General features: G+C 52.3%; 22 protein-coding genes and 1 pseudogene. 7 read left to right on the top strand and 16 right to left on the bottom strand.

Features of this window, described 5'->3' with window-relative positions; genetic code table 11:
- From skp to rpsB, 10 genes are all read right to left on the bottom strand, one after another.
- Window positions 1-486: a molecular chaperone Skp gene (gene skp, locus OGV80_RS05600; RefSeq protein ID WP_016151765.1), complete on the bottom strand. Its 486-nt coding sequence runs from the start codon at window positions 484-486 to the stop codon at window positions 1-3.
- 122 nt (window positions 487-608) lie between these two features.
- Entirely contained in the window at window positions 609-3,023 is a 2,415-nt protein-coding gene (bamA, locus tag OGV80_RS05595; protein ID WP_043018490.1) for an outer membrane protein assembly factor BamA, read from the bottom strand.
- A 29-nt stretch (window positions 3,024-3,052) separates the two neighbouring features.
- Window positions 3,053-4,405 carry a sigma E protease regulator RseP gene (gene rseP / locus OGV80_RS05590; RefSeq protein WP_043018489.1) on the bottom strand — a complete coding sequence of 451 codons (1,353 nt, stop codon included), beginning with the start codon at window positions 4,403-4,405 and terminating at the stop codon, window positions 3,053-3,055.
- Window positions 4,406-4,416: 11 nt separating this feature from the next.
- Entirely contained in the window at window positions 4,417-5,274 is an 858-nt protein-coding gene (gene cdsA, locus OGV80_RS05585) for a phosphatidate cytidylyltransferase (protein ID WP_080625704.1), read from the bottom strand.
- A 12-nt stretch (window positions 5,275-5,286) separates the two neighbouring features.
- Window positions 5,287-6,045, bottom strand: coding sequence for a (2E,6E)-farnesyl-diphosphate-specific ditrans,polycis-undecaprenyl-diphosphate synthase (gene ispU / locus OGV80_RS05580; RefSeq protein WP_003018543.1), 759 nt, complete (start codon window positions 6,043-6,045; stop codon window positions 5,287-5,289).
- 187 nt (window positions 6,046-6,232) lie between these two features.
- On the bottom strand, window positions 6,233-7,429 hold the full coding sequence (ispC, locus tag OGV80_RS05575; RefSeq protein ID WP_087051035.1) for a 1-deoxy-D-xylulose-5-phosphate reductoisomerase: 1,197 nt from the start codon (window positions 7,427-7,429) through the stop codon (window positions 6,233-6,235).
- Between the two features lie 110 nt (window positions 7,430-7,539).
- Entirely contained in the window at window positions 7,540-8,097 is a 558-nt protein-coding gene (gene frr / locus OGV80_RS05570) for a ribosome recycling factor (protein ID WP_043018486.1), read from the bottom strand.
- Window positions 8,098-8,236: 139 nt separating this feature from the next.
- Window positions 8,237-8,962: a UMP kinase gene (gene pyrH, locus OGV80_RS05565; protein ID WP_005132114.1), complete on the bottom strand. Its 726-nt coding sequence runs from the start codon at window positions 8,960-8,962 to the stop codon at window positions 8,237-8,239.
- Window positions 8,963-9,107: 145 nt separating this feature from the next.
- The gene (tsf, locus tag OGV80_RS05560) at window positions 9,108-9,959 is read right to left on the bottom strand and encodes a translation elongation factor Ts (protein WP_016151759.1); all 852 of its coding nucleotides are present in this window, start codon (window positions 9,957-9,959) and stop codon (window positions 9,108-9,110) included.
- Window positions 9,960-10,214: 255 nt separating this feature from the next.
- Entirely contained in the window at window positions 10,215-10,940 is a 726-nt protein-coding gene (gene rpsB / locus OGV80_RS05555) for a 30S ribosomal protein S2 (RefSeq protein WP_016151758.1), read from the bottom strand.
- A gap of 450 nt (window positions 10,941-11,390) precedes the next feature.
- Between rpsB and map the strand changes: the two genes are divergently transcribed.
- From map to OGV80_RS05535, 4 genes are all read left to right on the top strand, one after another.
- The gene (gene map, locus OGV80_RS05550; RefSeq protein WP_286513981.1) at window positions 11,391-12,185 is read left to right on the top strand and encodes a type I methionyl aminopeptidase; all 795 of its coding nucleotides are present in this window, start codon (window positions 11,391-11,393) and stop codon (window positions 12,183-12,185) included.
- Between the two features lie 102 nt (window positions 12,186-12,287).
- Window positions 12,288-14,960 (top strand): bifunctional uridylyltransferase/uridylyl-removing protein GlnD, encoded by a 2,673-nt coding sequence (gene glnD, locus OGV80_RS05545; RefSeq protein ID WP_047406089.1) that lies wholly within the window; start codon window positions 12,288-12,290, stop codon window positions 14,958-14,960.
- Window positions 14,961-14,991: 31 nt separating this feature from the next.
- A complete protein-coding gene (dapD, locus tag OGV80_RS05540; RefSeq protein ID WP_043018483.1) occupies window positions 14,992-15,816 on the top strand; it encodes a 2,3,4,5-tetrahydropyridine-2,6-dicarboxylate N-succinyltransferase in 825 nt (274 codons plus the stop codon).
- Between the two features lie 109 nt (window positions 15,817-15,925).
- Window positions 15,926-16,312 carry a DUF3461 family protein gene (locus OGV80_RS05535; protein ID WP_003018562.1) on the top strand — a complete coding sequence of 129 codons (387 nt, stop codon included), beginning with the start codon at window positions 15,926-15,928 and terminating at the stop codon, window positions 16,310-16,312.
- An 87-nt stretch (window positions 16,313-16,399) separates the two neighbouring features.
- Here OGV80_RS05535 and cdaR read toward each other — a convergent pair whose 3' ends face one another.
- From cdaR to dgt, 3 genes are all read right to left on the bottom strand, one after another.
- Complete coding sequence (gene cdaR, locus OGV80_RS05530) at window positions 16,400-17,557, bottom strand: DNA-binding transcriptional regulator CdaR (RefSeq protein WP_043018482.1); 1,158 nt, start codon at window positions 17,555-17,557, stop codon at window positions 16,400-16,402.
- 148 nt (window positions 17,558-17,705) lie between these two features.
- Window positions 17,706-19,139 (bottom strand): serine endoprotease DegP, encoded by a 1,434-nt coding sequence (degP, locus tag OGV80_RS05525; protein WP_043018481.1) that lies wholly within the window; start codon window positions 19,137-19,139, stop codon window positions 17,706-17,708.
- A 129-nt stretch (window positions 19,140-19,268) separates the two neighbouring features.
- Window positions 19,269-20,786 (bottom strand): dGTPase, encoded by a 1,518-nt coding sequence (dgt, locus tag OGV80_RS05520; protein WP_286513978.1) that lies wholly within the window; start codon window positions 20,784-20,786, stop codon window positions 19,269-19,271.
- Window positions 20,787-20,869: 83 nt separating this feature from the next.
- Here dgt and mtnN point away from each other — a divergent pair, with 83 nt between their 5' ends.
- The 3 genes from mtnN to OGV80_RS05505 are packed head-to-tail and all read left to right on the top strand — an operon-like array spanning window position 20,870 to window position 23,022.
- Window positions 20,870-21,568, top strand: a complete 699-nt coding sequence (gene mtnN, locus OGV80_RS05515; RefSeq protein WP_043018479.1) for a 5'-methylthioadenosine/S-adenosylhomocysteine nucleosidase — start codon at window positions 20,870-20,872, stop codon at window positions 21,566-21,568.
- Entirely contained in the window at window positions 21,561-22,361 is an 801-nt protein-coding gene (gene btuF / locus OGV80_RS05510; protein WP_043018478.1) for a vitamin B12 ABC transporter substrate-binding protein BtuF, read from the top strand. The genes mtnN and btuF overlap by 8 nt, the downstream gene beginning before the upstream one ends.
- A gap of 37 nt (window positions 22,362-22,398) precedes the next feature.
- Entirely contained in the window at window positions 22,399-23,022 is a 624-nt protein-coding gene (locus OGV80_RS05505) for a TRIC cation channel family protein (RefSeq protein WP_006686772.1), read from the top strand.
- A 119-nt stretch (window positions 23,023-23,141) separates the two neighbouring features.
- Here OGV80_RS05505 and erpA read toward each other — a convergent pair whose 3' ends face one another.
- The 3 genes and pseudogenes from erpA to clcA form a co-directional block, all read right to left on the bottom strand.
- Window positions 23,142-23,486, bottom strand: coding sequence for an iron-sulfur cluster insertion protein ErpA (erpA, locus tag OGV80_RS05500; protein WP_003018581.1), 345 nt, complete (start codon window positions 23,484-23,486; stop codon window positions 23,142-23,144).
- A pseudogene (gene yadW, locus OGV80_RS05495) lies at window positions 23,479-23,544 on the bottom strand (small protein YadW). The gene erpA and the pseudogene yadW overlap by 8 nt, the downstream one beginning before the upstream one ends.
- A gap of 23 nt (window positions 23,545-23,567) precedes the next feature.
- On the bottom strand, window positions 23,568-24,989 hold the full coding sequence (gene clcA / locus OGV80_RS05490) for a H(+)/Cl(-) exchange transporter ClcA (RefSeq protein WP_043018476.1): 1,422 nt from the start codon (window positions 24,987-24,989) through the stop codon (window positions 23,568-23,570).
- Between the last annotated feature and the right edge of the window lie 147 nt (window positions 24,990-25,136).

Below are 25,136 nucleotides of genomic sequence, written 5' to 3'. Positions count from 1 at the left end.
TTATTTAACCTGTTTCAGTACGTCAGCGGTGATGTCTTTTACATCGCTGCTGTTGTATGCAACGGTGTTTGCGTCAACAACCAGATCGATGCTCTGGCTGTTAGCAACAGATTTCACAGCTGTCTGGATACGAGTAACCAGTTTGCCACGTTCTTCGTTGGAACGACGCGCACGATCCTGCTCAAAAGCCTGAGCTTTCTGAGAGAAAGTCTGACGCTGAGCCATAACGTCTTTTTCCAGCTTGGTACGATCGCTACCCGCTTTCATGGATTGCAGACGCTGCATTTTAGATTGCAGATCGGATTCCATACGCTGCAGTTCGCTGGCACGGCCTTTGAACTCGTTTTCCAGCGTAGCAGAAACGCCCGTCTTCTGTGCAACCTGTTGGAACAGGCTACCCATGTTGACGATTGCAATTTTGTCAGCAGCCTGTGCGGACGTTGCCATCGCTAAACCGAGACCTGCAGCTAATAACCACTTTTTCACAATTAACTCCTTACCATCCCATTTGCACCCGAAGGTACAGTTCTTTGCGTGGCCAGGCGATCCCATGCAAGATCGCCTAAAGTCAGCGCTACACTACCACTACATTCCTTTGCGAAGAACAATTACCAGGTTTTACCAATGTTAAACTGGAACTGTTCCGCTTTGTCTCCATCGTACTTCTTGAACGGCTGGGCGTAGGAGAAAACCAACGGCCCCAATGGGGACATCCATTGTAAAGCGATACCCGCGGACATACGGATATTGCTTGGATCGCTGTAGTCCGGATAACCAGAGTACTTAGCTGAATCCCAGTTCGTATCCCAAACGGTACCCATATCCCAGAAGAACGAGGTACGGACCGAGTTGGCATACTTGTCGCTGATAAACGGCGTCGGGGTGATGAATTCCAGGCTGGCGACAGCCATGGCGTTACCGCCCACCGCATCATCCGATTCACACGGTGAAGTATTGCTGGCGTCACACTCGTTATCATAATTGTCATCGTCGTGATAACGATTAGCCGGTAAATAGACAGCCTTCGGACCGATGGTATTGGACTGGAAGCCACGCACGGTGCTGGAACCACCGGCATAGAAGTTCTCGTAGAACGGCATCTCTTTGCCGCCTATTCCATCACCGTAACCCCACTTGGTACGACCCAGAACAACCCACTTGTGATCGTCATCGATCGGTACATAGGTCGCGGTATCCAGCGTCGCTTTGTAGTATTCGTTGTCAGAACCCGGAATGGTCACTTTACCGTTCAGGTTGACACGCGTACCTTCCGTTGGGAAGTAGCCACGGTCCAGCTTGTTATATGTCCAACCATAGTTGAAGGTGAAGTCGTCTGATTTGAAGCTATCAGCGTCAGGATTTTCACCCATGGATTCCAGATAACGTTGCATCGCAACCTGTGGATCCATGTTAGACAAGGAGTTATGTACATAACCGACACCCGCACGCAACGTGTTGTATTCGTTGATCGGGAAGCCAAGCGTTACGTCAGTACCATAACTTTTGTTGGTATAGTCAGACAGGTCTGCGTCATCCGCTTCAAAATCGTTATAGAAGACGCGGCCACCGAGGCTCACACCATCAACGGTGAAGTACGGGTTAGTTACAGACAACTCAGTATAGGTCTGGTAGTCGTTTTTGGTGCCGTTAATTCCGACAGAATAACCGGTACCTAACCAGTTATCTTGTTGGACACCGGCCTGGAAGCTCACACCGCTCTCAGTACCGTAACCGACGCCGAAGTTAAAGCTACCGGTGTTACGCTCTTTGACCTTGTAGACCACATCAACCTGATCCGGGCTGCCCGGTATACGCTGAGTATCGGTATCAACGGTTTCAAAGTAACCCAGACGGTTCAGACGCTCTTTACCCTGATCGACCAGATCGCTACCCAACCAGGCACCTTCCATCTGGCGCATTTCGCGACGCAGAACGGAATCTTTAGAGGTGTCGTTACCTTCAAAACGAATCTTACGCACATAGAAACGGTTACCCGCATCTACGTTTACACGTAATTTAACGGTTTTATCGGCATCGTTGATTTCAGGCTGCGACTGTACGCGCGGATAGGCATAACCATAGCGACCCAGAAGCTTCTTGATATCATCTTCCATTTTGGTCACTTTGGTGCCGTTATAGAGTTCGCCTGGCTCGATTTTAGTCAGGGTCTCAATTTCGGCGGAATGCCCGGCCAGGTTACCACTCACCTGTACCCCAGAAAGCTTGTACTGCTCGCCTTCAGTGATGTTAACGGTGATATAGATACCTTTTTTATCCGGCGTCAGGCTGACCTGGGTAGAATCGATATTGAAGCGAGCATAACCGCGATCCAGATAGTAACTGCGCAGGGTTTCGAGGTCGCCCGCCAGTTTCTGTTTCTGGTATTTACGATCGCCCACTACGTTCCACCACGGCACTTCATCACGCAGTTGGAAGTGAGAGATCAGTTCGTCGGTCGAGAAGGCATGGTTGCCGACGATGTTGATCTGTTGGATCTTCGCCGAAACGCCTTCCTGGAAGACCAGCTTGAGGTCAACGCGGTTACGCGGCAACGGCGTTACCACCGCTTTCACACTGGCGCTGTACTTACCGACGCTGTAGTAGAAATCTTCCAGCCCTTTTTCGATATCGGCAAGCGTGGTGCGATCCAGAGACTCGCCAACACGTACGCCAGACGCCTCGAGGTTTTGCTTGAGCATGTCATCTTTCACCGATTTGTTACCGGAGAAAGTGATGCTGGCAATCGTCGGACGTTCTTTTACCTGAACCAGAAGGGTATCACCATCGCGCAGGACGCGGACATCCTCAAAGTTACCGGTGGCGAACAGAGCACGAATGGTATTACTGATGTCTTCATCATTAACCGTGTCGCCTGTGCGCACCGGCATACTGAGGAGAGCCGCACCAACGGCGACTCGCTGTAGGCCTTCGAAATGAATGTCCTTCACTACGAACCCTTCAGCACCGTATACGGTGGCGCTGCTAAACAGCAGCGACGCTATGAGCAACTTTTTCATCGCCATCGTTATTATGCGTTCTTCCTAACACTCTCTTACAACCGAGAGAAATCATTGAAAAGTGCAAGCCCCATTAACAACACCAGCAAGATAGAGCCAATGCGATAACTAAAGTCTTGAACCCGCTCGGATACCGGACCGCCCTTCAGCTTTTCAATCGCCAGGAACAGCAGATGCCCCCCGTCAAGAACGGGCAACGGAAACAGGTTGATTATCCCTAAGTTCACGCTGATAAGCGCAAGGAACATCAGGTAATAAATAACCCCGAACTCCGCTGACATCCCAGCCCCCTGGGCGATAGAAATCGGCCCACTGAGGTTGTTCAGTTTTACATCACCGGTAATCAATTTTCCCAGCATACTGACCGTCAGCTTCATCAACTGCCACGTTTTATCCGAGGCTTCGAGGATGGCGCTGAATGGCCCATACTGGCGTACAGTCTTATACTCATCAGGCAGAGGAATAACTTTAGGCACCACGCCCGCAAAACCTTCTGCCTTTCCGTTAACCTGTTTTGAATCTGGGGTTAACGTTAAAGACAAGGAACTTCCTTGTCTTTCAATATCTAGCGCTAACGGCTTATCCGGATTATCGCGCACCAGCGTCACGAACGTCATCCATTGCGTAAGCGGCTGACCATTGACTTTAACGATCCTGTCGCCAGCTTGCAAACCCGCCTTACTTGCAGCGGAGTTAACCTGCACTTCTGACAGCACCGATTCGATCTGCGGACCGCGCGGACGAATCCCTAAACTGGAGACGGGATCCTCTTTGTCTGGCTCAAATGCCCAATGGCGTAAATCCAGCGTTTTGTTCTGCCGCTGGTCGCTGCCAAACTGCGCCACGCTGAGAGTCGTACGCTCATCGCCGATTTTGGATACCAGTTGCAATCGCACAGCATCCCAATCAGGGGTTTCGATACCATCAACCGCTTTTAGTTCCGTACCCGGCTGAATTTGCGCCTGTGCGGCAATCGAGTTGGGCGTTATTTCACCAACAACCGGACGAACGCCAGGGACACCGATGATAAACACCAGCCAGTAAGCGAAAATAGCAAAAAGGAAGTTTGCAATCGGACCTGCGGCGATGATGGCTGCGCGTTGTCCAACCGTTTTATTGTTGAAAGCGTAATGGCGCAGCTCCGGTGCGACCGGTTCAGCGCGCTCATCCAGCATCTTGACGTAACCGCCGAGGGGAATCAGGGCGATGACGTATTCCGTACCCGATTTATCGGTACGCCGCCAAAGCGCTTTTCCAAAGCCAATGGAAAAGCGTTCGACGCGGACTCCGCAGCGCCGTGCAACCCAGAAATGACCAAATTCATGCACGGTGATAAGCACACCAAGTGCGACAATGAATGCAGCCAGATTCCAGAGAATACTCAGCATAAGACCATCCGTTAGAGCGTCCTGAATACCAGTAACAACAGGCAGGCAAAGACCGGTACCGCAGCCGTCAGGCTATCAATACGATCCAGAATACCGCCGTGTCCTGGGATTAAGTGACCACTGTCCTTAATACCTGCTTCACGCTTAAACATACTCTCGGTCAGGTCACCCAGCACGGAGGCCAGGGCTGCAACGATGGAGCAAATGAGCAAGGTGACAGGCGCAACCTCAAGATTCGCCCACATGCCATAACCCCATGAGATCACGGCCGCAGTGGCGAGTCCGCCAATAAAACCCTGCCAGGTTTTACCGGGAGAAACCTTCGGCGCCAGCTTATGTTTGCCAAACAGCTTACCAAACATATAGGCACCAGAGTCCGCTCCCCAAACGAGGATCATGACATACAGAAGCCATAGCGCGCCACTATAATGATTCTCATCATAGTGCCATGCGCGTAGCGCCAGCATTCCCCAAAAGAATGGGACAATGGTTAACACGCCGAAAATTATGCGTAATGTTTTGGAATTACGCCAGACCGACGCAGAGCCGGGATAAAACAGCACCAGTAACAGCGCCACAACCCACCAGCCCAGCGATGCCCACAGCGATATTTCAACCAGCGGTTGATGAATATTGCGATGATATTCTGGCAGCAAAAATAGCATCAGTGCCAGCAATAGCCCGCACAAAACCGCCAGCCAGACTCGCTGCGTACGCGTGGTAAAACCGCTTAACTGTCCCCATTCCCAGGCGGCCAACATACAGACGACCAACGTAACAATGGCGAACCCCACCGGCGGCAGCAAAAACAGCGCCGCGATGACAACGGGTATTAAAACAAAAGCAGAAATCAGGCGATACTTCAGCAAAAGCGACCCCCATCAGGCTTTTTCATCACCGGGCTCGGTGCCGCCGAAACGACGCTCACGATTAGCAAAGGCATGCAGCGCACCTTCAAAGTCTTGTTCATCGAAATCGGGCCAGAGAACATCCGTAAAGTAAAGTTCGGCATAGGCGATTTGCCACAACAGAAAATTACTAATTCGATGCTCCCCCCCAGTCCTTATCACTAAATCCACAGGAGCCAGTTCATGCATACAAATTTGCTGCCCAAGCATCTCTTCATCGATTTGCTCTGGACGCAGCAAACCATCCTGCACCTGTTGTGCCAGTTGCCTGACTCCCTGGACTATATCCCACCGTCCACCGTAATTCGCTGCAATATTCAGCGTCAACCCGGTATTCTGGGCGGTAATCGCTTCTGATTTGCGAATCCGTTCTTGCAAACGTGAGTTAAATCGACTGATATCCCCGATAATACGCAGGCGTACGTTATGGCGGTGCAGGTTTTTCACTTCGCTATCAAGCGCCCACACAAACAGTTCCATTAACGCGCTCACTTCCTGCGCAGGTCGGTTCCAGTTCTCACTGCTAAAGGCATACAGCGTTAACGCATCAATACCGTTATTGGCAGCAAAAGAGACAGCCCGGCGGACGGATTTTGCTCCGGCCTTATGCCCAAAGGCGCGAATCTTCCCTTGCTTTTTCGCCCAGCGGCCATTGCCATCCATGATAATTGCTACATGGCGACAACCATGTGCTGGCAAATTTTCGCTTAATGGTTTAGTTGCAGACAACATAACGCGTTTTTAGTCCCTGAAAGGATTTACGGTACTCAGGAATACTGAAGCCCATCCACAAAAAAGCCGTGTCAAACCACGGCTTACCCGACCGGAAAAAAGCAAATACCCGCGATCGAGTGGCGCAGACTATATCACTGAAGCCCAACGCTAACAAATAGCGCGATTCTCCGTAGAGGGATTATCATCAGCTTGAGAGTCGCATCACTTCTTTTCTGGCGACGTCCCGTGCGATGGCATCGACCTTCAACACGTCGTCAACGCTCTGCGGTTCCTGCAAATCCATCTTATCCAGCACGGATAAATTCAGGTCAGCAATATCGGTAAATCGGATCTGCTGCGCCAGGAACGCGGCAACGGTAATTTCATTCGCAGCATTCAACGCGGTCGTCGCCGCCTGCCCTTGCTCAAACGCGTCCATCGCCAGTTTCAGGCACGGATAACGCTGGTAATCAGGTGCGGAAAACGTCAACGCACTGAGTTGGCAAAAGTCGACAGGCTTAACGCCGGACGTCACACGTTCTGGCCATGCCATCGTATGAGCAATTGGTGTACGCATATCAGGTTCCCCCAACTGCGCCAGAACGCTACCATCCTGATAACGAACCATCGAATGAATAACCGACTGCGGGTGGATCAGCACTTCCATCTGGCTTGCGCTGGCATTAAATAGCCAACGCGCTTCAATGTATTCCAGACCTTTATTCATCATAGTGGCGGAATCGACAGAGATTTTTCGTCCCATCGACCAATTCGGATGACGACATGCCTGATCGGGGGTCATAGAAACCAGATCGGACAATGGCGTTTCACGGAAAGGGCCACCAGACCCGGTAAGCAGAACTGACATAACGCCGTTTTGCTCAAGGTCAGCGTATCCCAGATTGTGTTGGATAGGTTGCGGTAAACTCTGAAAAATCGCGTTATGTTCGCTATCTACCGGCAAAAGCTGCGCTTTGTGGCGTTTCACGTCGTCCATAAACAAACGCCCACAGGTCACCAGAGACTCTTTATTCGCCAGTAAAATGCTTTTGCTCGCACGAATTGCCGCCAGCGTCGGCAGCAGGCCCGCCGCGCCAACAATCGCCGCCATCACCTGATCAACATCATCCAGCGCAGCCATATCACAGGCAGCCTGCTGACCGCTCATGACCTCAGTGCGGCTGCCCTGCTCCAGCAGAGCTGCTTTTACCAACGCAGCGCTTTTTTCATCGTCCATTACCGCATAGCGAGGAGAAAACTCCAGGCACTGCTCTACCATGCGGGCGACATTTTTACCCGCCACCAACGCAGCAACACGAAATTTTTCCGGGTTATGGCGTACTACATCCAGCGTACTGCAACCAATGGAACCGGTTGATCCCAGGATGGTTAATTGCTTCATGAGACATCCAGAAGAATTTTACCCTTTAAGGTATATAGACAGAAAAAAGCAAAACGCCGCCATCCAGCCTTCTCAGGCCTTCTAAGCGGCGTTTTTAGCGTACAGGCGAATCAGAACTGCATCAGTTCCGTTTCTTTCTCTGCCAGCGCCGCATCAACTTTCTTGATAGCTGCGTCAGTCAGTTTCTGCACGTCGTCCTGAGAACGGCGATCGTCATCTTCGCTGATCTCTTTTTCTTTCAACAGCGCTTTCACTTTGTCGTTGGCATCGCGACGAACGTTACGTACGGCAACGCGCGCGCCTTCTGCTTCGCCACGCACGATCTTGGTCAGATCTTTACGACGTTCTTCAGTCAGCGGCGGCAGCGGAACGCGGATGTCGGAACCGGCAGAGCTTGGATTCAGACCGAGGTCGGAAGCCATAATTGCTTTCTCAACGGCTGGACCCATAGAACGGTCGAACACGTTGATTTTCAGGGTACGGGAATCTTCAACCGTTACGCTTGCCAGCTGGCGCAGCGGGGTCGGCGTGCCGTAATATTCCACGACAATACCATCCAGCAGGCTAGGAGAAGCACGGCCCGTGCGAATTTTGCTGATTTGGTTTTTGAACGCTTCGACGCATTTTTCCATGCGTACTTCAGCATCTTTTCTGATATCGTTGATCACGTTACGAATCCTTGAAAGCTTGTTTCAGTCAGACCATACCCACCACGTAAGATGTGACAAGTATAGTCTTGATTAATTTTGAGGGACGTATCCCGCGACATTAAAGCGGAATATTACCTGCATTTAGCCGCAACGGGAATTATTCCGTGATTAACGTGCCTTCTTTTTCACCCATAACAACGCGGCGCAGTGCACCCGGTTTGTTCATGTTAAAGACACGAATCGGTAATTTGTGGTCACGAGCCAGCGTGAACGCCGCCAGATCCATCACTTTAAGCTCTTTATCTAGTACTTCAGCATAGGTCAACTGTTCGTACATGGTCGCGGTTGGATCTTTAGCCGGGTCAGCAGTAAATACGCCATCGACTTTGGTGGCTTTCAGTACAACATCCGCTTCAATTTCAATACCGCGCAGGCAGGCCGCAGAGTCGGTAGTAAAGAACGGATTGCCAGTACCCGCAGACAAAATAACAACGCGGTTGTTACGCAGCAGGCTGATCGCTTCCGCCCAGCTGTAGTTATCACACACGCCGTTCAGAGGAATTGCGGACATCAAGCGAGCGTTCACATAGGCGCGGTGAAGCGCATCGCGCATCGCCAGACCGTTCATGACGGTGGCTAACATGCCCATGTGGTCGCCCACAACACGGTTCATCCCTGCTTTCGCCAGACCAGCGCCACGGAACAGGTTACCACCACCAATCACTACGCCAACCTGGATACCCAGCTCAACCAGCTCTTTGATTTCCTGAGCCATACGGTCAAGGATGCTTGCATCAATACCGAAGCCTTCTGAACCTTGCAGGGCTTCGCCACTTAACTTAAGCAGAATACGTTTGTAGACGGGTTTTGCATTGGTAGCCATGTTTCTTTCCTGAGACTGTCAACGAATGAGATGAGTTAATTCCGGCGACATTGTATGTCGCTTTTCAGCATGACCACTATAGCGGTTCGCTGAATTTACAAGCCAGACACAAAAAGAAGCCGCCCTCAGGCGGCTCCTTTAAAAATTAAGACTGCTTGGACATCGCAGCAACTTCTGCTGCAAAGTCAGTCTCAACTTTCTCGATACCTTCACCCACTTCAAAGCGGATGAAGCCTGTTACGTCAGCGTTGTGCTCTTTCAGCAGCTGACCAACAGATTTGCTCGGATCCATAACGAAAGGCTGGCCAGTCAGAGAAACTTCGCCGGTGAATTTCTTCATGCGGCCTTCAACCATTTTCTCTGCGATTTCTTTCGGCTTACCAGACTGCATCGCGATGTCCAGCTGAACCTGGTATTCTTTCTCTACTACTTCAGCAGAAACGTCTTCCGGCTTAACGAATTCTGGTTTGCTTGCAGCAACGTGCATTGCCAGCTGTTTAACCAGCTCTTCGTCAGCGCCAGTTGCAGCAACCAGAACACCGATACGAGCACCGTGCTGGTAGTTACCCAGAACTTCGCCTTCCAGGGAAGCAACACGACGGATGTTGATGTTCTCACCGATTTTAGCAACCAGAGCAACACGTTCTTCTTCGAACTGTGCTTTCAGAACTTCAACGTCAGTGATTTTGCCAGCAACGGCAGCGTCCAGTACTTTGTCAGCAAATGCCTGGAAACCAGCATCTTTAGCAACGAAGTCAGTCTGGCAGTTAACTTCCAGAATGAAAGCGATGTTGCCGTCGATTTTGGTTTTGATTACGCCGTCAGCAGCAACGTTGCCTGCTTTTTTCGCCGCTTTGATTGCGCCAGACTTACGCATGTTTTCGATTGCCAGCTCGATGTCGCCATTAGCTTCAGTCAGTGCTTTTTTGCAATCCATCATGCCTGCGCCAGTACGCTCACGCAGCTCTTTTACCAGGGATGCGGTAATTTCAGCCATTCTAAAATCCTCGGAAGATTTGATCTGCCCGGCATGAAACCGCACAGATTTAAAAGTGAAAAAGGGGCCTAAAGGGCCCCTAACCAAACATGATACTACCTGGTTTATAAGGGCTCTTCCCCTTCATATTCCGAGCCGCAGGTGCGTTGCCTTCGCTCGCTCATCCCAGTCACTTACTTATGTAAGCTCCCGGGAATTCTCGAGCTTGCCGCCTTCCTGCAACTCGAACTATCTCAGGGAAGTTATCAAGCCTTATTATTCAGCTTCTACGAAGCTTTCTTCCGCCTGGGAAGCCAGATCCTGAGAACGGCCTTCACGAACGGTAGTAGCTACAGCGCCCAGGTACAGGGTCACAGCACGGATTGCGTCGTCGTTACCCGGGATAACGAAATCAACACCGTCCGGATCAGAGTTGGTATCAACGATAGCAAATACTGGGATACCCAGGTTGTTTGCTTCTTTAATAGCAATGTGCTCGTGGTCAGCATCGATTACGAACAGAGCGTCCGGCAGACCGCCCATGTCTTTGATACCGCCCAGGCTGTTTTCCAGTTTCTCAAGCTCACGAGTACGCATCAGCGCTTCTTTCTTGGTCAGCTTTTCGAAAGTACCGTCCTGAGACTGAGTTTCCAGATCTTTCAGACGTTTGATGGACTGACGAACGGTTTTCCAGTTAGTCAGCATGCCGCCCAACCAGCGATGGTTCACGAAGAACTGGTCGCAGTTGTTAGCAGCTTCTTTCACCGCTTCGCTTGCAGCGCGTTTAGTACCAACGAAAAGGATTTTACCTTTACGAGCAGAGATCTTGTTCAGTTCAGCCAGAGCTTCGTTGAACATCGGTACAGTTTTCTCAAGGTTGATGATGTGAACTTTGTTACGCGCACCGAAGATGAACGGCTTCATTTTCGGGTTCCAGTAACGGGTCTGGTGACCAAAGTGAACACCAGCCTTGAGCATGTCGCGCATGGAAACAGTTGCCATGATTAAAACCTCTATATATAAAAGTTGGGGTTAAGCCTCCACGCATCCCATATTACCGACCCCAAAGGGCACCCCGGAATATGTGCCGATACGTGTGTGTTGTTACACAAAGTGAGATTTGTCGCTCCCGTCCATCGTGTGTAGTCTTCGAATGGATCGGAAGTCCGGCGCGCTTTATACCACAAATACGCCACCGACACCAATAATTGTTGGCGGTCTGTGCTGTATTGAACAATGAATTTCGTGTTACAGACAGGCGGCAAATTTTTGAATCCCCGGGAACTTACGACCAGTAAGTGACCGGGGTGAAAAAATGTAGCCAACGCATCTGTGGCACGAAAGGCGAAGTTCAGAATGATTCTCAATTTGGCAGCATGTATGCGGGACTGATACCATTGACAGCACTTACACAATTATTGTCGAAATAATCGACACTGATGGACAGAATTCATGGCTATCTCAATCAAGACCCCTGAAGAAATCGAAAAAATGCGCGTCGCTGGCCGCCTGGCCGCTGATGTTCTGGAAATGATCGAACCGTTTGTTAAACCGGGCGTCAGCACCGGCGAGCTGGATCGCATCTGTAATGACTACATCGTGAACGAGCAGCAGGCCATTTCCGCCTGCCTTGGCTATCACGGTTATCCGAAATCCGTGTGCATCTCTATTAATGAGGTGGTGTGCCACGGGATCCCGGACGACGCCAAGCTCCTGAAAGACGGCGATATCGTCAACATCGACGTTACCGTGATTAAAGATGAGTACCACGGTGACACCTCGAAAATGTTCATCGTCGGCAAACCAACTATTCTGGGCGAGCGTCTGTGCCGCGTCACGCAGGAAAGCCTGTACCTGGCGCTGCGGATGGTAAAACCGGGTATTCGCCTGCGCTCGCTGGGCGCTGCGATTCAGAAATACGCGGAAGGCGAAGGTTTCTCTGTGGTCCGCGAATACTGCGGTCACGGCATTGGTCGCGGCTTCCATGAGGAGCCGCAGGTTCTGCACTACGATGCAGACGACGGCGGTGTGGTTCTGCAACCGGGTATGACCTTCACCGTAGAACCCATGCTGAATGCTGGTGATTACCGCATCCGCACCATGAAAGACGGCTGGACGGTGAAAACCAAAGACCGGAGCTTGTCTGCTCAGTACGAGCATACTATTGTGGTGACGGAAAATGGCTGTGAAATTCTGACGCTGCGCAAGGATGACACCATCCCGGCGATTATTACGCACGACAAATAACTTATTGCCTGATGGCGCTGTCGCTTATCAGGCCTACAAATGGCACTCTCCCGTAGGCCGGATAAGCGCAAGCGTCATCCGGCTTTTTAATGGGTGGTAACAATGAATACTCTTCCTGAACAGCACGCAAATACGGCCCTCCCCACCCTGCCAGGCCAACCGCAAAACCCCGGCACATGGCCGCAGCACGATCTCAACTGCCCCGGAATTAAAGCGCATATCGACACGTTCCAGCTCTGGTTAGGTGACGCGTTTGACAGTGGAATTTCTGCAGAACAGCTCATTGAGGCCCGCACCGAATTTATTGACCAACTGTTACAGCGTTTATGGATAGAAGCTGGGTTCGGCCAAATTGCCGACCTGGCGCTGGTTGCCGTTGGCGGTTACGGGCGCGGCGAACTGCATCCGCTTTCCGACATCGACCTGCTGATCCTCAGTCGTAAAAAGCTACCTGACGCGCAGGCCGAAAAAGTCGGCGAACTGTTAACGCTGCTCTGGGACGTAAGGCTGGAAGTGGGGCACAGCGTGCGTACGCTGGAAGAGTGTCTGCTGGAAGGATTGTCAGATTTAACCGTCGCCACCAACCTGATTGAAACACGCCTGCTGATTGGCGACGTGGCGCTGTTTCTTGAGCTACAAAAACATATTTTTAGCGAAGGTTTCTGGCCTTCCGATAAGTTTTACGCCGCCAAAGTGGAAGAACAAAATCAGCGCCACCAGCGCTATCACGGCACCAGCTACAACCTGGAGCCAGATATCAAAAGCAGTCCCGGCGGCCTGCGCGATATCCATACCCTGCAGTGGGTGGCCCGCCGCCATTTTGGCGCCACCTCGCTGGATGAAATGGTCGGTTTCGGCTTTTTGACGCTGGCAGAACGTGCCGAGCTCAATGAATGTTTGCATATCCTGTGGCGCATACGTTTTGCCCTGCATCTGGTCGTTAGTCGTTACGACAATCGTCTGCTGTTTGACCGTCAGCTCAGCGTGGCGCAACGCCTGAACTACGGCGGCGAAGGCAACGAGCCTATCGAGCGGATGATGAAAGACTATTTCCGCGTTACCCGACGGGTCAGCGAGCTGAACCACATGCTGTTGCAGCTATTCGACGAGGCGATCCTCGCCATGCCCGCCGACGAAAAGCCGCGTCCGATTGATGACGACTTTCAACTACGCGGCACATTGATCGATCTGCGCAACGACGACCTGTTTATCCGCAAACCCGAAGCGATACTGCGGATGTTTTACATCATGGTGCGCAACAGCGCGATCAGCGGGATTTACTCCACCACGCTGCGCCATCTGCGCCATGCCCGCCGTCATTTAACCCAGCCGCTATGCTACATCCCGGAAGCGCGTTCGCTGTTTCTCAGTATGTTGCGCCATCCAGGCGCGGTGAGTCGCGGCCTGCTGCCAATGCATCGCCACAGCGTGTTGTGGGCTTATATGCCGCAATGGTCGCATATTGTCGGCCAAATGCAGTTTGACCTGTTTCATGCCTATACGGTGGATGAGCACACCATCCGCGTAATGCTCAAGCTGGAAAGTTTTGCCAATGAAGAAACCCGCCAGCGCCATCCGCTGTGTGTGGATCTGTGGCCGCGTCTGCGACAGCCGGAGCTGATTCTGATTGCCGCGCTGTTCCACGATATCGCCAAAGGTCGCGGCGGCGATCACTCGGTTCTCGGCGCTCAGGACGTGCTCAAATTCGCCGAACTGCACGGTCTGAACTCCCGCGAAACGCAGTTGATCGCATGGCTGGTGCGCCAGCATTTACTGATGTCGGTTACCGCTCAGCGTCGCGATATTCAGGATCCCGAAGTGATCAAGCAATTCGCCGAAGAAGTGCAAACGGAACATCGTCTGCGCTTTCTGGTGTGCCTGACCGTCGCGGATATTTGCGCCACCAACGAAACGCTGTGGAATAGCTGGAAGCAAAGCCTGCTGCGTGAGCTGTATTTCGCCACGGAAAAACAGTTACGTCGTGGGATGCAAAACACGCCAGATATGCGTGAGCGCGTGCGCCATCATCAGCTTCAGGCGCTGGCGCTACTGCGCATGGACAACATCGATGAAGAAGCGCTGCACCACATCTGGTCACGCTGTCGCGCCAACTACTTCGTGCGTCACAGCCCAAATCAGCTGGCCTGGCATGCGCGTCATCTGCTGCAACACGATCTCAGCAAGCCGCTGATCCTGCTAAGCCCGCAGGCCACCCGCGGCGGGACGGAGATTTTCATCTGGAGCCCTGACCGCCCTTACCTGTTTGCCGCCGTTTGCGCCGAACTGGACCGGCGTAATCTTAGCGTCCACGACGCGCAGATCTTCACCACACGCGATGGGATGGCGATGGATACGTTCATCGTACTGGAACCGGACGGCAGTCCGCTGTCGTCAGACCGACACGAAGCGATCCGTTTTGGACTGGAACAGGCGATCACCCAGCGTAGCTGGCAGCCGCCGCAACCGCGTCGCCAGCCGGCAAAATTACGTCACTTTACCGTCGATACCGAGGTCACCTTTCTGCCGACCCATACCGACCGAAAATCATTCCTTGAGCTTATCGCTCTCGACCAGCCTGGGCTGCTGGCGCGGGTCGGGCAGATTTTTGCCGATCTGGGAATTTCGCTGCATGGCGCCCGAATTACAACTATTGGCGAGCGAGTAGAAGATTTATTCATAATCGCCACCGCCGACCGGCGCGCTCTTAATAATGAGCTACAGCAGGAAGTGCATCAACGGTTGACAGAGGCCCTCAATCCAAACGATAAAGGGTAATGTTTTTATTTATTATGGAAAGAGTTTAACAATGCAGCAGTTACAGAACGTTATTGAGTCCGCTTTCGAGCGCCGTGCCGACATTACTCCGGCAAATGTAGATACCGTAACCCGCGAAGCGGTGAATCAGGTTATTTCCTTACTGGATTCCGGTGCACTGCGCGTCGCAGAAAAGATTGAGGGTCAGTGGGTCACGCATCAGTGGCTGAAAAAGGCGGTCCTGCTCTCTTTCCGTATTAACGATAATCAGGTTATCGAGGGTGCGGAAAGCCGTTACTTCGATAAAGTGCCGATGAAATTCGCCAACTACGACGAAGCGCGCTTCCAGAAAGAAGGTTTCCGCGTGGTTCCGCCAGCTGCCGTGCGTCAGGGCGCGTTTATCGCCCGTAACACCGTGCTGATGCCGTCTTACGTGAACATCGGCGCTTATGTGGATGAAGGCACGATGGTTGATACCTGGGCGACCGTGGGTTCCTGCGCGCAAATCGGTAAAAACGTTCACCTGTCCGGCGGCGTTGGCATCGGCGGCGTACTGGAGCCGTTACAGGCTAACCCGACCATCATCGAAGACAACTGCTTCATCGGCGCACGTTCTGAAGTGGTTGAAGGCGTAATCGTCGAAGAAGGCTCTGTTATTTCTATGGGCGTATACCTGGGCCAGAGCACCAAAATCTATGACCGCGAAACCGGCGAAGTTTTCTACGGCCGCGTTCCGGCGGGCTCCGTGGTTGTCTCCGGCAACCTGCCGTCGAAAGATGGCAAGTACAGCCTGTACTGCGCGGTCATCGTGAAGAAAGTCGATGCCAAAACGCGCGGCAAAGTGGGAATCAACGAACTGTTACGCACCATCGACTAACAGCGATTTGAAAAAGCGGGCTTAGCCCGCTTTTTTTACATCTGCGAGTGGCATAAACAAGGCTTTTCGTTAATTATTCAATGGTTATAGTGAGCTTAAGGGTACCGCTATGTATGACAATCTGAAAAGTCTGGGCATTACTAATCCTGAAGAAATCGATCGTTACAGCCTGCGGCAAGAAGCCAACAACGATATCCTGAAAATCTATTTCCAGAAGGATAAAGGCGAGTTTTTTGCCAAGAGCGTGAAGTTCAAATATCCCCGTCAGCGTAAAACGGTTGTCGCCGATGGCGTCGGCCAGGGTTACAAAGAGGTGCAGGAGATCAGCCCCAACCTGCGCTACGTGATCGACGAACTGGATCAGATCTGCCAGCGCGATCGCAGCGAAGTCGATCTTAAACGCAAGATCCTCGATGATTTACGTCATCTGGAAAGCGTTGTGACCAATAAGATCAGCGAAATTGAAGCCGATCTGGAAAAACTAACGCGTAAATAACCGTGAGTGGATGTATTTGTAGGCCGGGTAAGGCGATGCCGCCACCCGGCATTTTGCCTGATAAGCGTGCCGCCATCAGGCAATTAATCAATGCTGCTCATCTAACTGCAACGCCACATACAACAGCAGTCGATCGTCAAAATTCCCCAGATCCAGCCCGGTCAGTTCTGAAATACGGTTCAGACGATACTCCAGCGTATTGCGGTGAATAAACAATGCTTTTGAGGTTGCCAGCGGCTGAACGTTATGCCGAAACCATGCCGCTAATGTCCGACGCAGCAAACCGTTGTTATCCATCGCTTTCAGCCTTGCCAGCGGGCGCGCCAGCTCATTGGCCTGCCAGCCGCCGCGCAGACTGTCCAGCAGTACCGGCAGCATCAAATCCTGATAGAAATAGCTACGGCTTTCCGGCATCCGCTGCTTGCCGACCATCATGGTGGTGCGCGCCGTACGATACGAACGGGCAATGCTGCCAGGCCCGGTAAAATAGTTGCCCAGCGACACGCGAAAACGCAGCTGTCCATTCTCTTTCATACGGGTAATAAGCTGCTCAACGCGCTTGCGATGATCTTCAGCGTCCCAGCGACCAAACTGATTGAGCGCCGGTTTCAACACTACCATCTCGGTCAGGGAAACAATCGCAATCAGATTATTACGTTCAGGCGTGGTCAACGCGTTCTGCAATTGCTGTAGCTCTGCCATCGCGCTGTCAACGCCAAGCTGGCCGCTGTCGACCTCCACCACCGCTACCACGCGCGGCTGGTTCAAATCAATGCCCAGTCGCTGGGCCCATTCCATCAGCGCCGGAGTATTCTCCTCCGCCTGAATCAGGTTCATCACCAGCTCTTCACGCAGACGGCTATCCTGCGCTAACAGATGCATCAGACGCGACTGTTCCAGCATCATTTCGGCGGTCATGCACACCAGTTCGCCATACTTGCGCAGATGTTCCGGTTCGCCGGTAAGGCCGATAACGCCAACAATTTCGCCTTCCAGACGCAGCGGCAGGTTTATCCCCTGACGCACACCGTGCAGATGCCGGGCTACCGCATCGTCAATATCGACCACCCGACCTTGCGACAGCACCAGCAGCGCCCCTTCGTGCAATTCACCAATACGCTCGCGATCGCCGCTGCCGATTATCCGCCCACGGGCATCCATTACGTTGATATTGGTATCGATGATGCGCATGGTGCGCGCAACGATATCCTGCGCCATTTTGGTATCAAGATGCCAGCCAGCCATAAATCCCTCCTGTGAGCAGAGCTCAAGCATAGGGAAGATAATAAGCGCCGACATTGTGCAAATGCACAAAGCAGAAGGGAGAAGTATGGAGTTGTGGCAAATATCACAAAAAGAAACCCCTTCCTGTGCAGGAAGGGGTTGAGGGAGATTACTGCATCAACAGATAGATGGAGCTGTCACCACGCTGAATGTTCAGCGCCAGCACAGCCGGTTTGCTGTCGAGGATTTTGCGCAGTTCGGCGATGTTTTTCACCGGCTGCTGGTTAGCACCGATAATCACGTCACCTTTCTTCAGGCCAATCTGTGCAGCCGGAGTATTCGGTTTCACGTCGCTGACTACGACCCCTTTATCCTGGCCTTTGTTGCTCATATCGGCACCTTCAATGCCTTTGAAGATAGAGCTGGAATCAACCTGAGTCTGGCTGCTCTGCTGCAGTTCCAGATTCACGGTGACCGGCTTACCGTCGCGCAGCAGGCCAAGGTTAATTTTGCTGCCTACCGGCATCGTACCCACCTGCGCACGCAGGGCGGCGAAGCTGCTGATAGGTTTGCCATTCAGGGAGGTAATCACATCCCCGGCTTTAATACCGGCTTTCGCTGCGGAGGAGTTCGGCATTACCTGGCTGACGAATGCGCCGCGCTGAGCGTCAACTTTCATCGCTTTCGCCAGCTCAGAGCTCAGTTCGGTCCCCATAATACCCAGCTCACCGCGTTTAACCTGACCAAACTCAACCATCTGCGAAGTCAGGTTTTTCACCATGTTGCTTGGGATTGCAAAACCGATACCGATGTTACCGCCGTCCGGCGCGAGGATCGCAGTGTTAATGCCGATCAGCTCACCGTTCAGGTTGACCAGCGCGCCACCGGAGTTACCACGGTTGATCGCAGCATCCGTCTGAATAAAGTTTTCATAGTTCTCCGCGTTCAGGCCGCTACGACCCAGCGCAGAAACGATGCCGGAGGTCACGGTCTCACCGAGGCCAAACGGGTTACCGATTGCTACGGTGTAATCACCCACGCGCAGCGCGTCGGAATCTGCCAGCTTAATCGCCGTCAGATTTTTCGGATCCTGAATTTGGATCAGCGCGATATCGGAGCGCGGATCTTTGCCCACGATCTTCGCGTCAAATTTACGGCCATCGCTCAGTTGAACCTTAATCACCGTAGCGTTATCCACCACGTGGTTGTTGGTTACGACATACCCTTTCGCGGCATCAATAATTACACCAGAACCCAGCGCCATAAATTTCTGCTGCTGGCCGCCGCCGTTACCAGCGCCCGGCGCGCCGCCCTGACAGAACGGTGAACTCTGGAACGGAGAACCGTCCTGGCAGAACGGTGAGTTATCACCAAAGAACTGCTGGAAATTACGCGGCATACGCGGCGTATTTACCGTCGTGCTCCCCTCGACGTTAATACTTACCACCGATGGCATCACTTTTTCGAGCATCGGGGCCAGGCTTGGCATCTGTTGGGCGGTCATTGCTGAAGACGACGTCTCAGCCGCTGTGGCAGACAGGGGGGACAACGCCAAACCTAAACTCAGAGCCAGTGCACTCATTGCTAATGTGGTTTTTTTCATGTGTTTCGTTCTCGATTAACAGATAACGCAAAATTGCTGTATACGTCAGAGTCGTTTTATAGCGCTAAGTTCCAGAATTGAGTTTAAGGAAAAAGTAAAATTTTATTGGCCGTCTTTACAAATGAGTATTTATTGTTCTACGGCCATCAAGCGACGATATTCATCCCATGCATACAAATCTGTCATCCCGCTGATATAATCCTGAATCAGCCGACAGCGATAATAATATTCCAGAACAGGAAACTCGGCGCAACCCGTTGATATTTTACTAACCGCCTCAACATAAGCAAGACGATGGCGAGTTGACAACTTCTGAAATAATCGGGATTCGATAGGAAAACGTTTTACTCTTTCATTGTCGACCAGTTCAGTAAAATCTGGCTGGGACATTTTTAATAAAGGCTGATAGATTTCCAACAATCCGGTGATCACCCGATAGCCCTGCAATTCCAGCTGCTCTACGTCAGGATGACTAAAGACATGTTTTACCGCCACATTTTTATAGACACCCAGCAACTGGCTAAAGCTACTGGCATCTTCCAACAGCGCGTGATTAAAGCTGCCGGCAAATATCTGCGGTAAGTTATCAATAAACCGCTGGGCCGCATACGGCACCAGTTTATTCAGCGTATTAACGCGTAAATACATAAAGAACTGATCTTCGGTGCTCCGGCTTAATGTATTTGAACGTGACTTCTCCCAGGCGTTCTCAACAACCTGACTAAACAGAGAGCCTTTTTCGTGATGCCCCCACGCCTCGTGCAGATGGTGATAAAGTTGCTCGACGCTAAAGATTCTTTTCTCAACGGCATCTTCCAGGTCGGCCACGCAATATGAGATATCATCGGCAGCTTCCATAATCCAGGTTAATGGAAAACGACTGTAAGGTGCTAATGATAATTCTTTACGTAATCGCTCAATATACGGTTCCTCGGAAAGGTAATAGCCCGGCTTCTTCATTAAATAGTTATGCGTCGCGGGCGTATCGCCTCGCCACCACGCCGGACGGGTATATTTTAAAATACCGCCGACCTGCGCCCAGGTAAGATTCATACGCATCAAAGTATGCACCAGACGAATACCCTGCGCATTGCCTTCAAAATGGCACAGGTCCTGGCGCACCTTACGGCGAATATCATTCAGCGACTCTTCACCTTCGCGCAAACGCAACGCCGCTACCAGGCAGCGGTCATCGCTAAGCGGCTGACTTTCCGCGTCGGCCGGATACAGTCGCTGGCGGAACCAGTCATTAATCGCCGCTTCGCCAAAATGACCAAACGGCGGATTACCGATGTCATGCATCAGACACGACATTTCGACAATACTCTCAAACGGTCCCGTCAGTTCATCCAGACCATACAGCTCCAGCAGCTTTAGCTCTTTCAGCCGGCTGAGGATCTCTTTCGCGATATAGCGCCCAACCTGCTGCACTTCCATCGAGTGCGTCAGGCGCGTACGCACCGCCGCGTTACGCTCCAGCGGAAAGACCTGGGTTTTTTGTTGCAGTCGGCGAATTGCCGGAGAATTGATAATACGTCCACGATCGCTTTCAAAAATTCGCAGGATCTCATGCTCCGTCTTCACGCCCTGCGGCGAACGGTAACGGCGATGCCAGTTTATTTTTTTTCGGAAATCGATCTGTACCATATCCTCTCCCGCCTGAGAAATGCGCTACCCCTTAAGCGCATGATAGACTATGCCCTCAAATCTGGCTTATCGCGAGTAAATCTATGAAAATCGGCATCATTGGTGCAATGGAAGAAGAAGTTACGCTGCTGCGTGACAAAATCGAAAACCGTCAGACCATCACTCTCGGCGGTTGTGAAATTTACACCGGCCAACTGAACGGTACAGAGGTTGCGCTACTGAAATCAGGTATCGGTAAAGTGGCTGCAGCGCTGGGCGCTACGCTGCTGCTTGAACGCTGCAAGCCGGACGCCATTATTAACACCGGTTCAGCGGGCGGCCTGGCCTCAACGCTGAAAGTCGGCGATATCGTGGTTTCTGACGAAGCGCGCTATCACGATGCTGACGTTACCGCCTTTGGCTATGAATTTGGCCAACTCCCGGGCTGCCCGGCTGGTTTTAAAGCCGACCCGGCGCTGATTGCTGCAGCAGAATCCTGCATTGCAGAACTTAATCTGAACGCCGTTCGCGGTCTTATCGTCAGCGGCGATGCCTTTATTAATGGCTCTGTGGGCCTGGCTAAAATCAAGCATAACTTCCCGCAGGCGATCGCCGTTGAGATGGAAGCGACCGCAATTGCGCACGTTTGCCACAACTTTAATGTGCCGTTCGTCGTGGTTCGCGCCATCTCTGACGTCGCCGATCAGCAGTCCCATCTCAGCTTTGACGAGTTCCTGGTCGTTGCCGCGAAACAGTCAAGCCTGATGGTTGAAACGCTGGTACAGAAACTGGCGCATGGCTAAATTACTCTCCAGGGCGCTGGTCGCCCTGCTTTTCACTCTCCCGGCGTTCCTTTACGCCGCACCGCGCGTTGTGACGCTTTCTCCTGCCAATACTGAACTCGCTTTTGCCGCTGGCATTACCCCCGTAGGCGTCAGTAGCTATTCAAATTACCCGCCAGAGGCCAAAAATATCGAGGAGGTCTCCACCTGGCAAGGCATGAATCTGGAACGCATTGTGGCGCTCAAACCGGATTTAGTCATCGCCTGGCGCGGGGGAAATGCAGAGCGGCAGGTGAATCAACTGACCGCCCTGGGAATTAAGGTCATCTGGGTAGACGCCGTTACCATCGAGCAGGTTGCCGATGCGCTCCGCCAGTTGGCGGCATGGAGCCCTAAGCCTGAGCAAGCCAAACAGGCGGCGCAAACCCTGCTTGATGACTATGCTTTACTTAAATCTCGATATGCCAACAAACCGAAAAAACGCGTGTTTCTCCAGTTTGGCGCTAATCCTCTGTTTACCAGTGGAAAAGGCTCCATTCAGCACGAGGTTCTTGAGGTATGCGGCGGAGAAAACATCTTTGCCGGCAGTCGAGTTCCCTGGCCGCAGGTTAGCCGTGAGCAGGTCCTGGCACGAGCGCCCCAGGCGATTGTTGCAACCGGAGGCCCGGGCGAAACTCTGAAAATTGAGCAATACTGGGGAAACCAGCTAAAAATACCCATTATTACACTTAATAGTGACTGGTTCGAACGCGCGAGCCCGCGTATTATCCTCGCCGCAAAACAACTCTGTAATGCGCTTTCACAGATAAATTAGCGCCTGCCCCCACCAGGTCTGTTGTGAGGATTTAAAAATGCTCGTCTATTGGCTGGATATTGTCGGCACCGCGGTATTTGCTATCTCTGGCGTCTTACTGGCCGGAAAATTACGTATGGATCCGTTTGGCGTTCTGGTCCTCGGCGTGGTTACCGCGGTTGGCGGCGGTACGATCCGCGATATGGCATTGGATCACGGACCGGTTTTTTGGGTTAAGGATCCGACCGATCTGGTTGTGGCGATGATCACCAGCATGCTGACAATCCTGCTGGTACGTCAGCCACGACGCTTACCGAAGTGGATCCTTCCGGTGCTGGATGCCGTGGGCCTGGCGGTGTTCGTAGGGATTGGCGTCAATAAAGCATTTCTTGCAGGGACGGGACCGCTAGTGGCGATTTGTATGGGGGTGATTACCGGCGTTGGCGGCGGGATCATTCGCGACGTGTTAGCGCGTGAAGTCCCAATGATTCTGCGCACCGAAATCTACGCCACGGCGTGTATTATCGGCGGCATCGTGCATGCGACAGCGTTTTATACCTTTAATGTATCGCTGGAAAACGCCAGTATGATGGGGATGATCGTTACCCTGCTGATTCGGCTTGCCGCCATTCGCTGGCATTTGAAATTGCCGACGTTTGCGCTGGATGATAACGGACGTTGATGTGACGATACAGAACATGTAGGCCGGATAAGGCGTTTACGCCGCCATCCGGCACATTGCCCGGTGGCGCTACGCTTACCGGGCCTACACCATCAGACCATCGGTATTACAGACAGCAATCAGATGCTGAAAGAAGAGCCACACCCGCAGGTGCTTTTCGCATTCGGGTTAGTCACAACGAAGCGGGAACCTTCCAGACCTTCGGTATAGTCAACCGCGCCGCCCACCAGATATTGCAGGCTCATCGGATCAACTACCAGACCAACACCTTGTTTCTCAATGGTCATATCACCATCGTTCACCTGATCATCAAAGGTGAAACCATACTGGAAACCGCTGCAACCACCGCCGGTGATATACACGCGTAATTTCAGATTCGGGTTATCTTCGTCAGCGATCAGGCTTTTTACTTTATTGGCTGCTGCTTCTGTAAATTGCAGTGGCAGCGCTACGTCATCACTCATATTTTGCTCCAAACGACATTGGCAATTGGGCAAATTATAACCCAATGGTTAAGGCCATTATCTAATACCCTGGTATTTCGTTCAAGTATTCTCGCCAGCGGCAGTACCCTGACTTTTTGCCGCCTGCTCCGCTTCCTGTTTTGCCAGCGTGCGGGCAAGGATAGTCGAGTATAGCGGCTTTCCGCCCATAAATTGGGCTAATAGTGTTGCGCCAAGACAGGTAATAATCATTGGCAAAATGAGCTGATAGTTATCGGTCATCTCCAGCACCAGCACAATACCGGTTAACGGCGCACGCACCGAAGCCGCTAACAAAGCCCCCATTCCGGCAATGGCAAAGGTTCCGGCCTCCAGATGATACTGCGGAAAAGAAGCTGCCGCAGCCATACCGAACGCGGTGCCAAGCAACGTGCCCAACGCCAGCATCGGGGCAAAAATCCCACCGGGCGCGCCGGACGAGAAGCACAGCAGCGTGGTGACGACCCTGGTAATAAATATAAACAGCAGCAGACCAACGCTAAAATTGCCTGCCGCGGCGATAGGAATCAGGTTAAACCCGCCGCCTGCCGCTTCCGGTTGAATTAACCCGAGGATCCCGCACAGGCCGCCGATCGCGCCGCCCATCAGCACCCATTTTTTAATTTCACCACCGTGGAAGCGCTGGAACATATCCTGGGTACGCAACACCATGGTGTTAAACAATGGCCCGACACAGCCAAAAATAAGCCCGAGCACCAGATACAGCCACAGCGTATTTACCGGCGCATTGGAGAGCTTCCCAACTTCAATAATCGGCGCTTCGCCGTTGAACACGCGAAACACAATGCTCGACATAATAACGCCGGTAAACACGGCTTTGATCGAGACAAGGTTATAGCGAAACTGCGGGCGCATCTCTTCAATAATGAACAGGATCCCGGCCAGAGGCGCATTAAACGCCGCCGACAGCCCCGCAGCCGCACCCGTGGCCAGCAGGGTATGCCGCGCTTCGGCGCTGCGCATGCGGAAAATATCCAGCACCATGCGCCCAATATTGCCGCCAATCTGCACGGTCGGCCCTTCTCGCCCAAGCACCATCCCGGCCCCCAGCGTCCCCATACCGCCGATAAATTTCACCGGCAGAACGCGCCACCAGCGCACAGGCCGTAGCTCTTCCAGCGCGCCTTCAATCTCAGGGATCCCGGAACCTCCCGCTTCCGGCGCAAATTTACGCACCAGAAAATAGCCGACCATCGCCAGCAGTGCGGAGAGAATAAACGCCAGCGGCCACAGCAGAATGGCATGGTCCGCAACCTGAGCCAGCGCGCCAATACGGTGGTTCTGTACCCAGGTCACCGCTTTTTCAAATGCCACGCCAACCAGTCCCGTCACGGTACCGACAACTGCGGCCATCAACAGGATCGCCAACGGCGTTTTGTCTCGTTCCAGGAGTCGACGGATTTGATCCCTGCGGCGTAAACGCACAATTTGTTGTGCTTCAAAAGAGGGAGAGTCAGTCTTCATCAGATGATCATTAATTGGTAATACAAATACGGAATCGGCATTCTACTCGCACATTTCACGAAAATCCCCTGCAAATCGCATTGTTTCAATTGCGTAAAACTTTCATAACCTTCTCTGAATAACTAGAATAGCGGGCATTTACTTTTT

The organism is Citrobacter sp. Ce119, assembly GCF_030334525.1.
GTDB classification, from domain to species: Bacteria; Pseudomonadota; Gammaproteobacteria; order Enterobacterales; family Enterobacteriaceae; genus Citrobacter; species Citrobacter europaeus.
Note: the sequence above shows the minus strand (reverse complement) of the source record. Positions and strands in the feature narration are given on the sequence as shown.

Bases quoted from the DNA above. Each gene is read 5' to 3' on its own strand.
- bamA (WP_043018490.1), bottom strand. From the start codon at position 3,023: ATGGCGATGAAAAAGTTGCTCATAGCGTCGCTGCTGTTTAGCAGCGCC.
- rseP (WP_043018489.1), bottom strand. From the start codon at position 4,405: ATGCTGAGTATTCTCTGGAATCTGGCTGCATTCATTGTCGCACTTGGT.
- ispU (WP_003018543.1), bottom strand. From the start codon at position 6,045: ATGTTGTCTGCAACTAAACCATTAAGCGAAAATTTGCCAGCACATGGT.
- ispC (WP_087051035.1), bottom strand. From the start codon at position 7,429: ATGAAGCAATTAACCATCCTGGGATCAACCGGTTCCATTGGTTGCAGT.
- pyrH (WP_005132114.1), bottom strand. From the start codon at position 8,962: ATGGCTACCAATGCAAAACCCGTCTACAAACGTATTCTGCTTAAGTTA.
- tsf (WP_016151759.1), bottom strand. From the start codon at position 9,959: ATGGCTGAAATTACCGCATCCCTGGTAAAAGAGCTGCGTGAGCGTACT.
- rpsB (WP_016151758.1), bottom strand. From the start codon at position 10,940: ATGGCAACTGTTTCCATGCGCGACATGCTCAAGGCTGGTGTTCACTTT.
- map (WP_286513981.1), top strand. From the start codon at position 11,391: ATGGCTATCTCAATCAAGACCCCTGAAGAAATCGAAAAAATGCGCGTC.
- glnD (WP_047406089.1), top strand. From the start codon at position 12,288: ATGAATACTCTTCCTGAACAGCACGCAAATACGGCCCTCCCCACCCTG.
- dapD (WP_043018483.1), top strand. From the start codon at position 14,992: ATGCAGCAGTTACAGAACGTTATTGAGTCCGCTTTCGAGCGCCGTGCC.
- OGV80_RS05535 (WP_003018562.1), top strand. From the start codon at position 15,926: ATGTATGACAATCTGAAAAGTCTGGGCATTACTAATCCTGAAGAAATC.
- cdaR (WP_043018482.1), bottom strand. From the start codon at position 17,557: ATGGCTGGCTGGCATCTTGATACCAAAATGGCGCAGGATATCGTTGCG.
- degP (WP_043018481.1), bottom strand. From the start codon at position 19,139: ATGAAAAAAACCACATTAGCAATGAGTGCACTGGCTCTGAGTTTAGGT.
- dgt (WP_286513978.1), bottom strand. From the start codon at position 20,786: ATGGTACAGATCGATTTCCGAAAAAAAATAAACTGGCATCGCCGTTAC.
- mtnN (WP_043018479.1), top strand. From the start codon at position 20,870: ATGAAAATCGGCATCATTGGTGCAATGGAAGAAGAAGTTACGCTGCTG.
- btuF (WP_043018478.1), top strand. From the start codon at position 21,561: ATGGCTAAATTACTCTCCAGGGCGCTGGTCGCCCTGCTTTTCACTCTC.
- OGV80_RS05505 (WP_006686772.1), top strand. From the start codon at position 22,399: ATGCTCGTCTATTGGCTGGATATTGTCGGCACCGCGGTATTTGCTATC.
- erpA (WP_003018581.1), bottom strand. From the start codon at position 23,486: ATGAGTGATGACGTAGCGCTGCCACTGCAATTTACAGAAGCAGCAGCC.
- clcA (WP_043018476.1), bottom strand. From the start codon at position 24,989: ATGAAGACTGACTCTCCCTCTTTTGAAGCACAACAAATTGTGCGTTTA.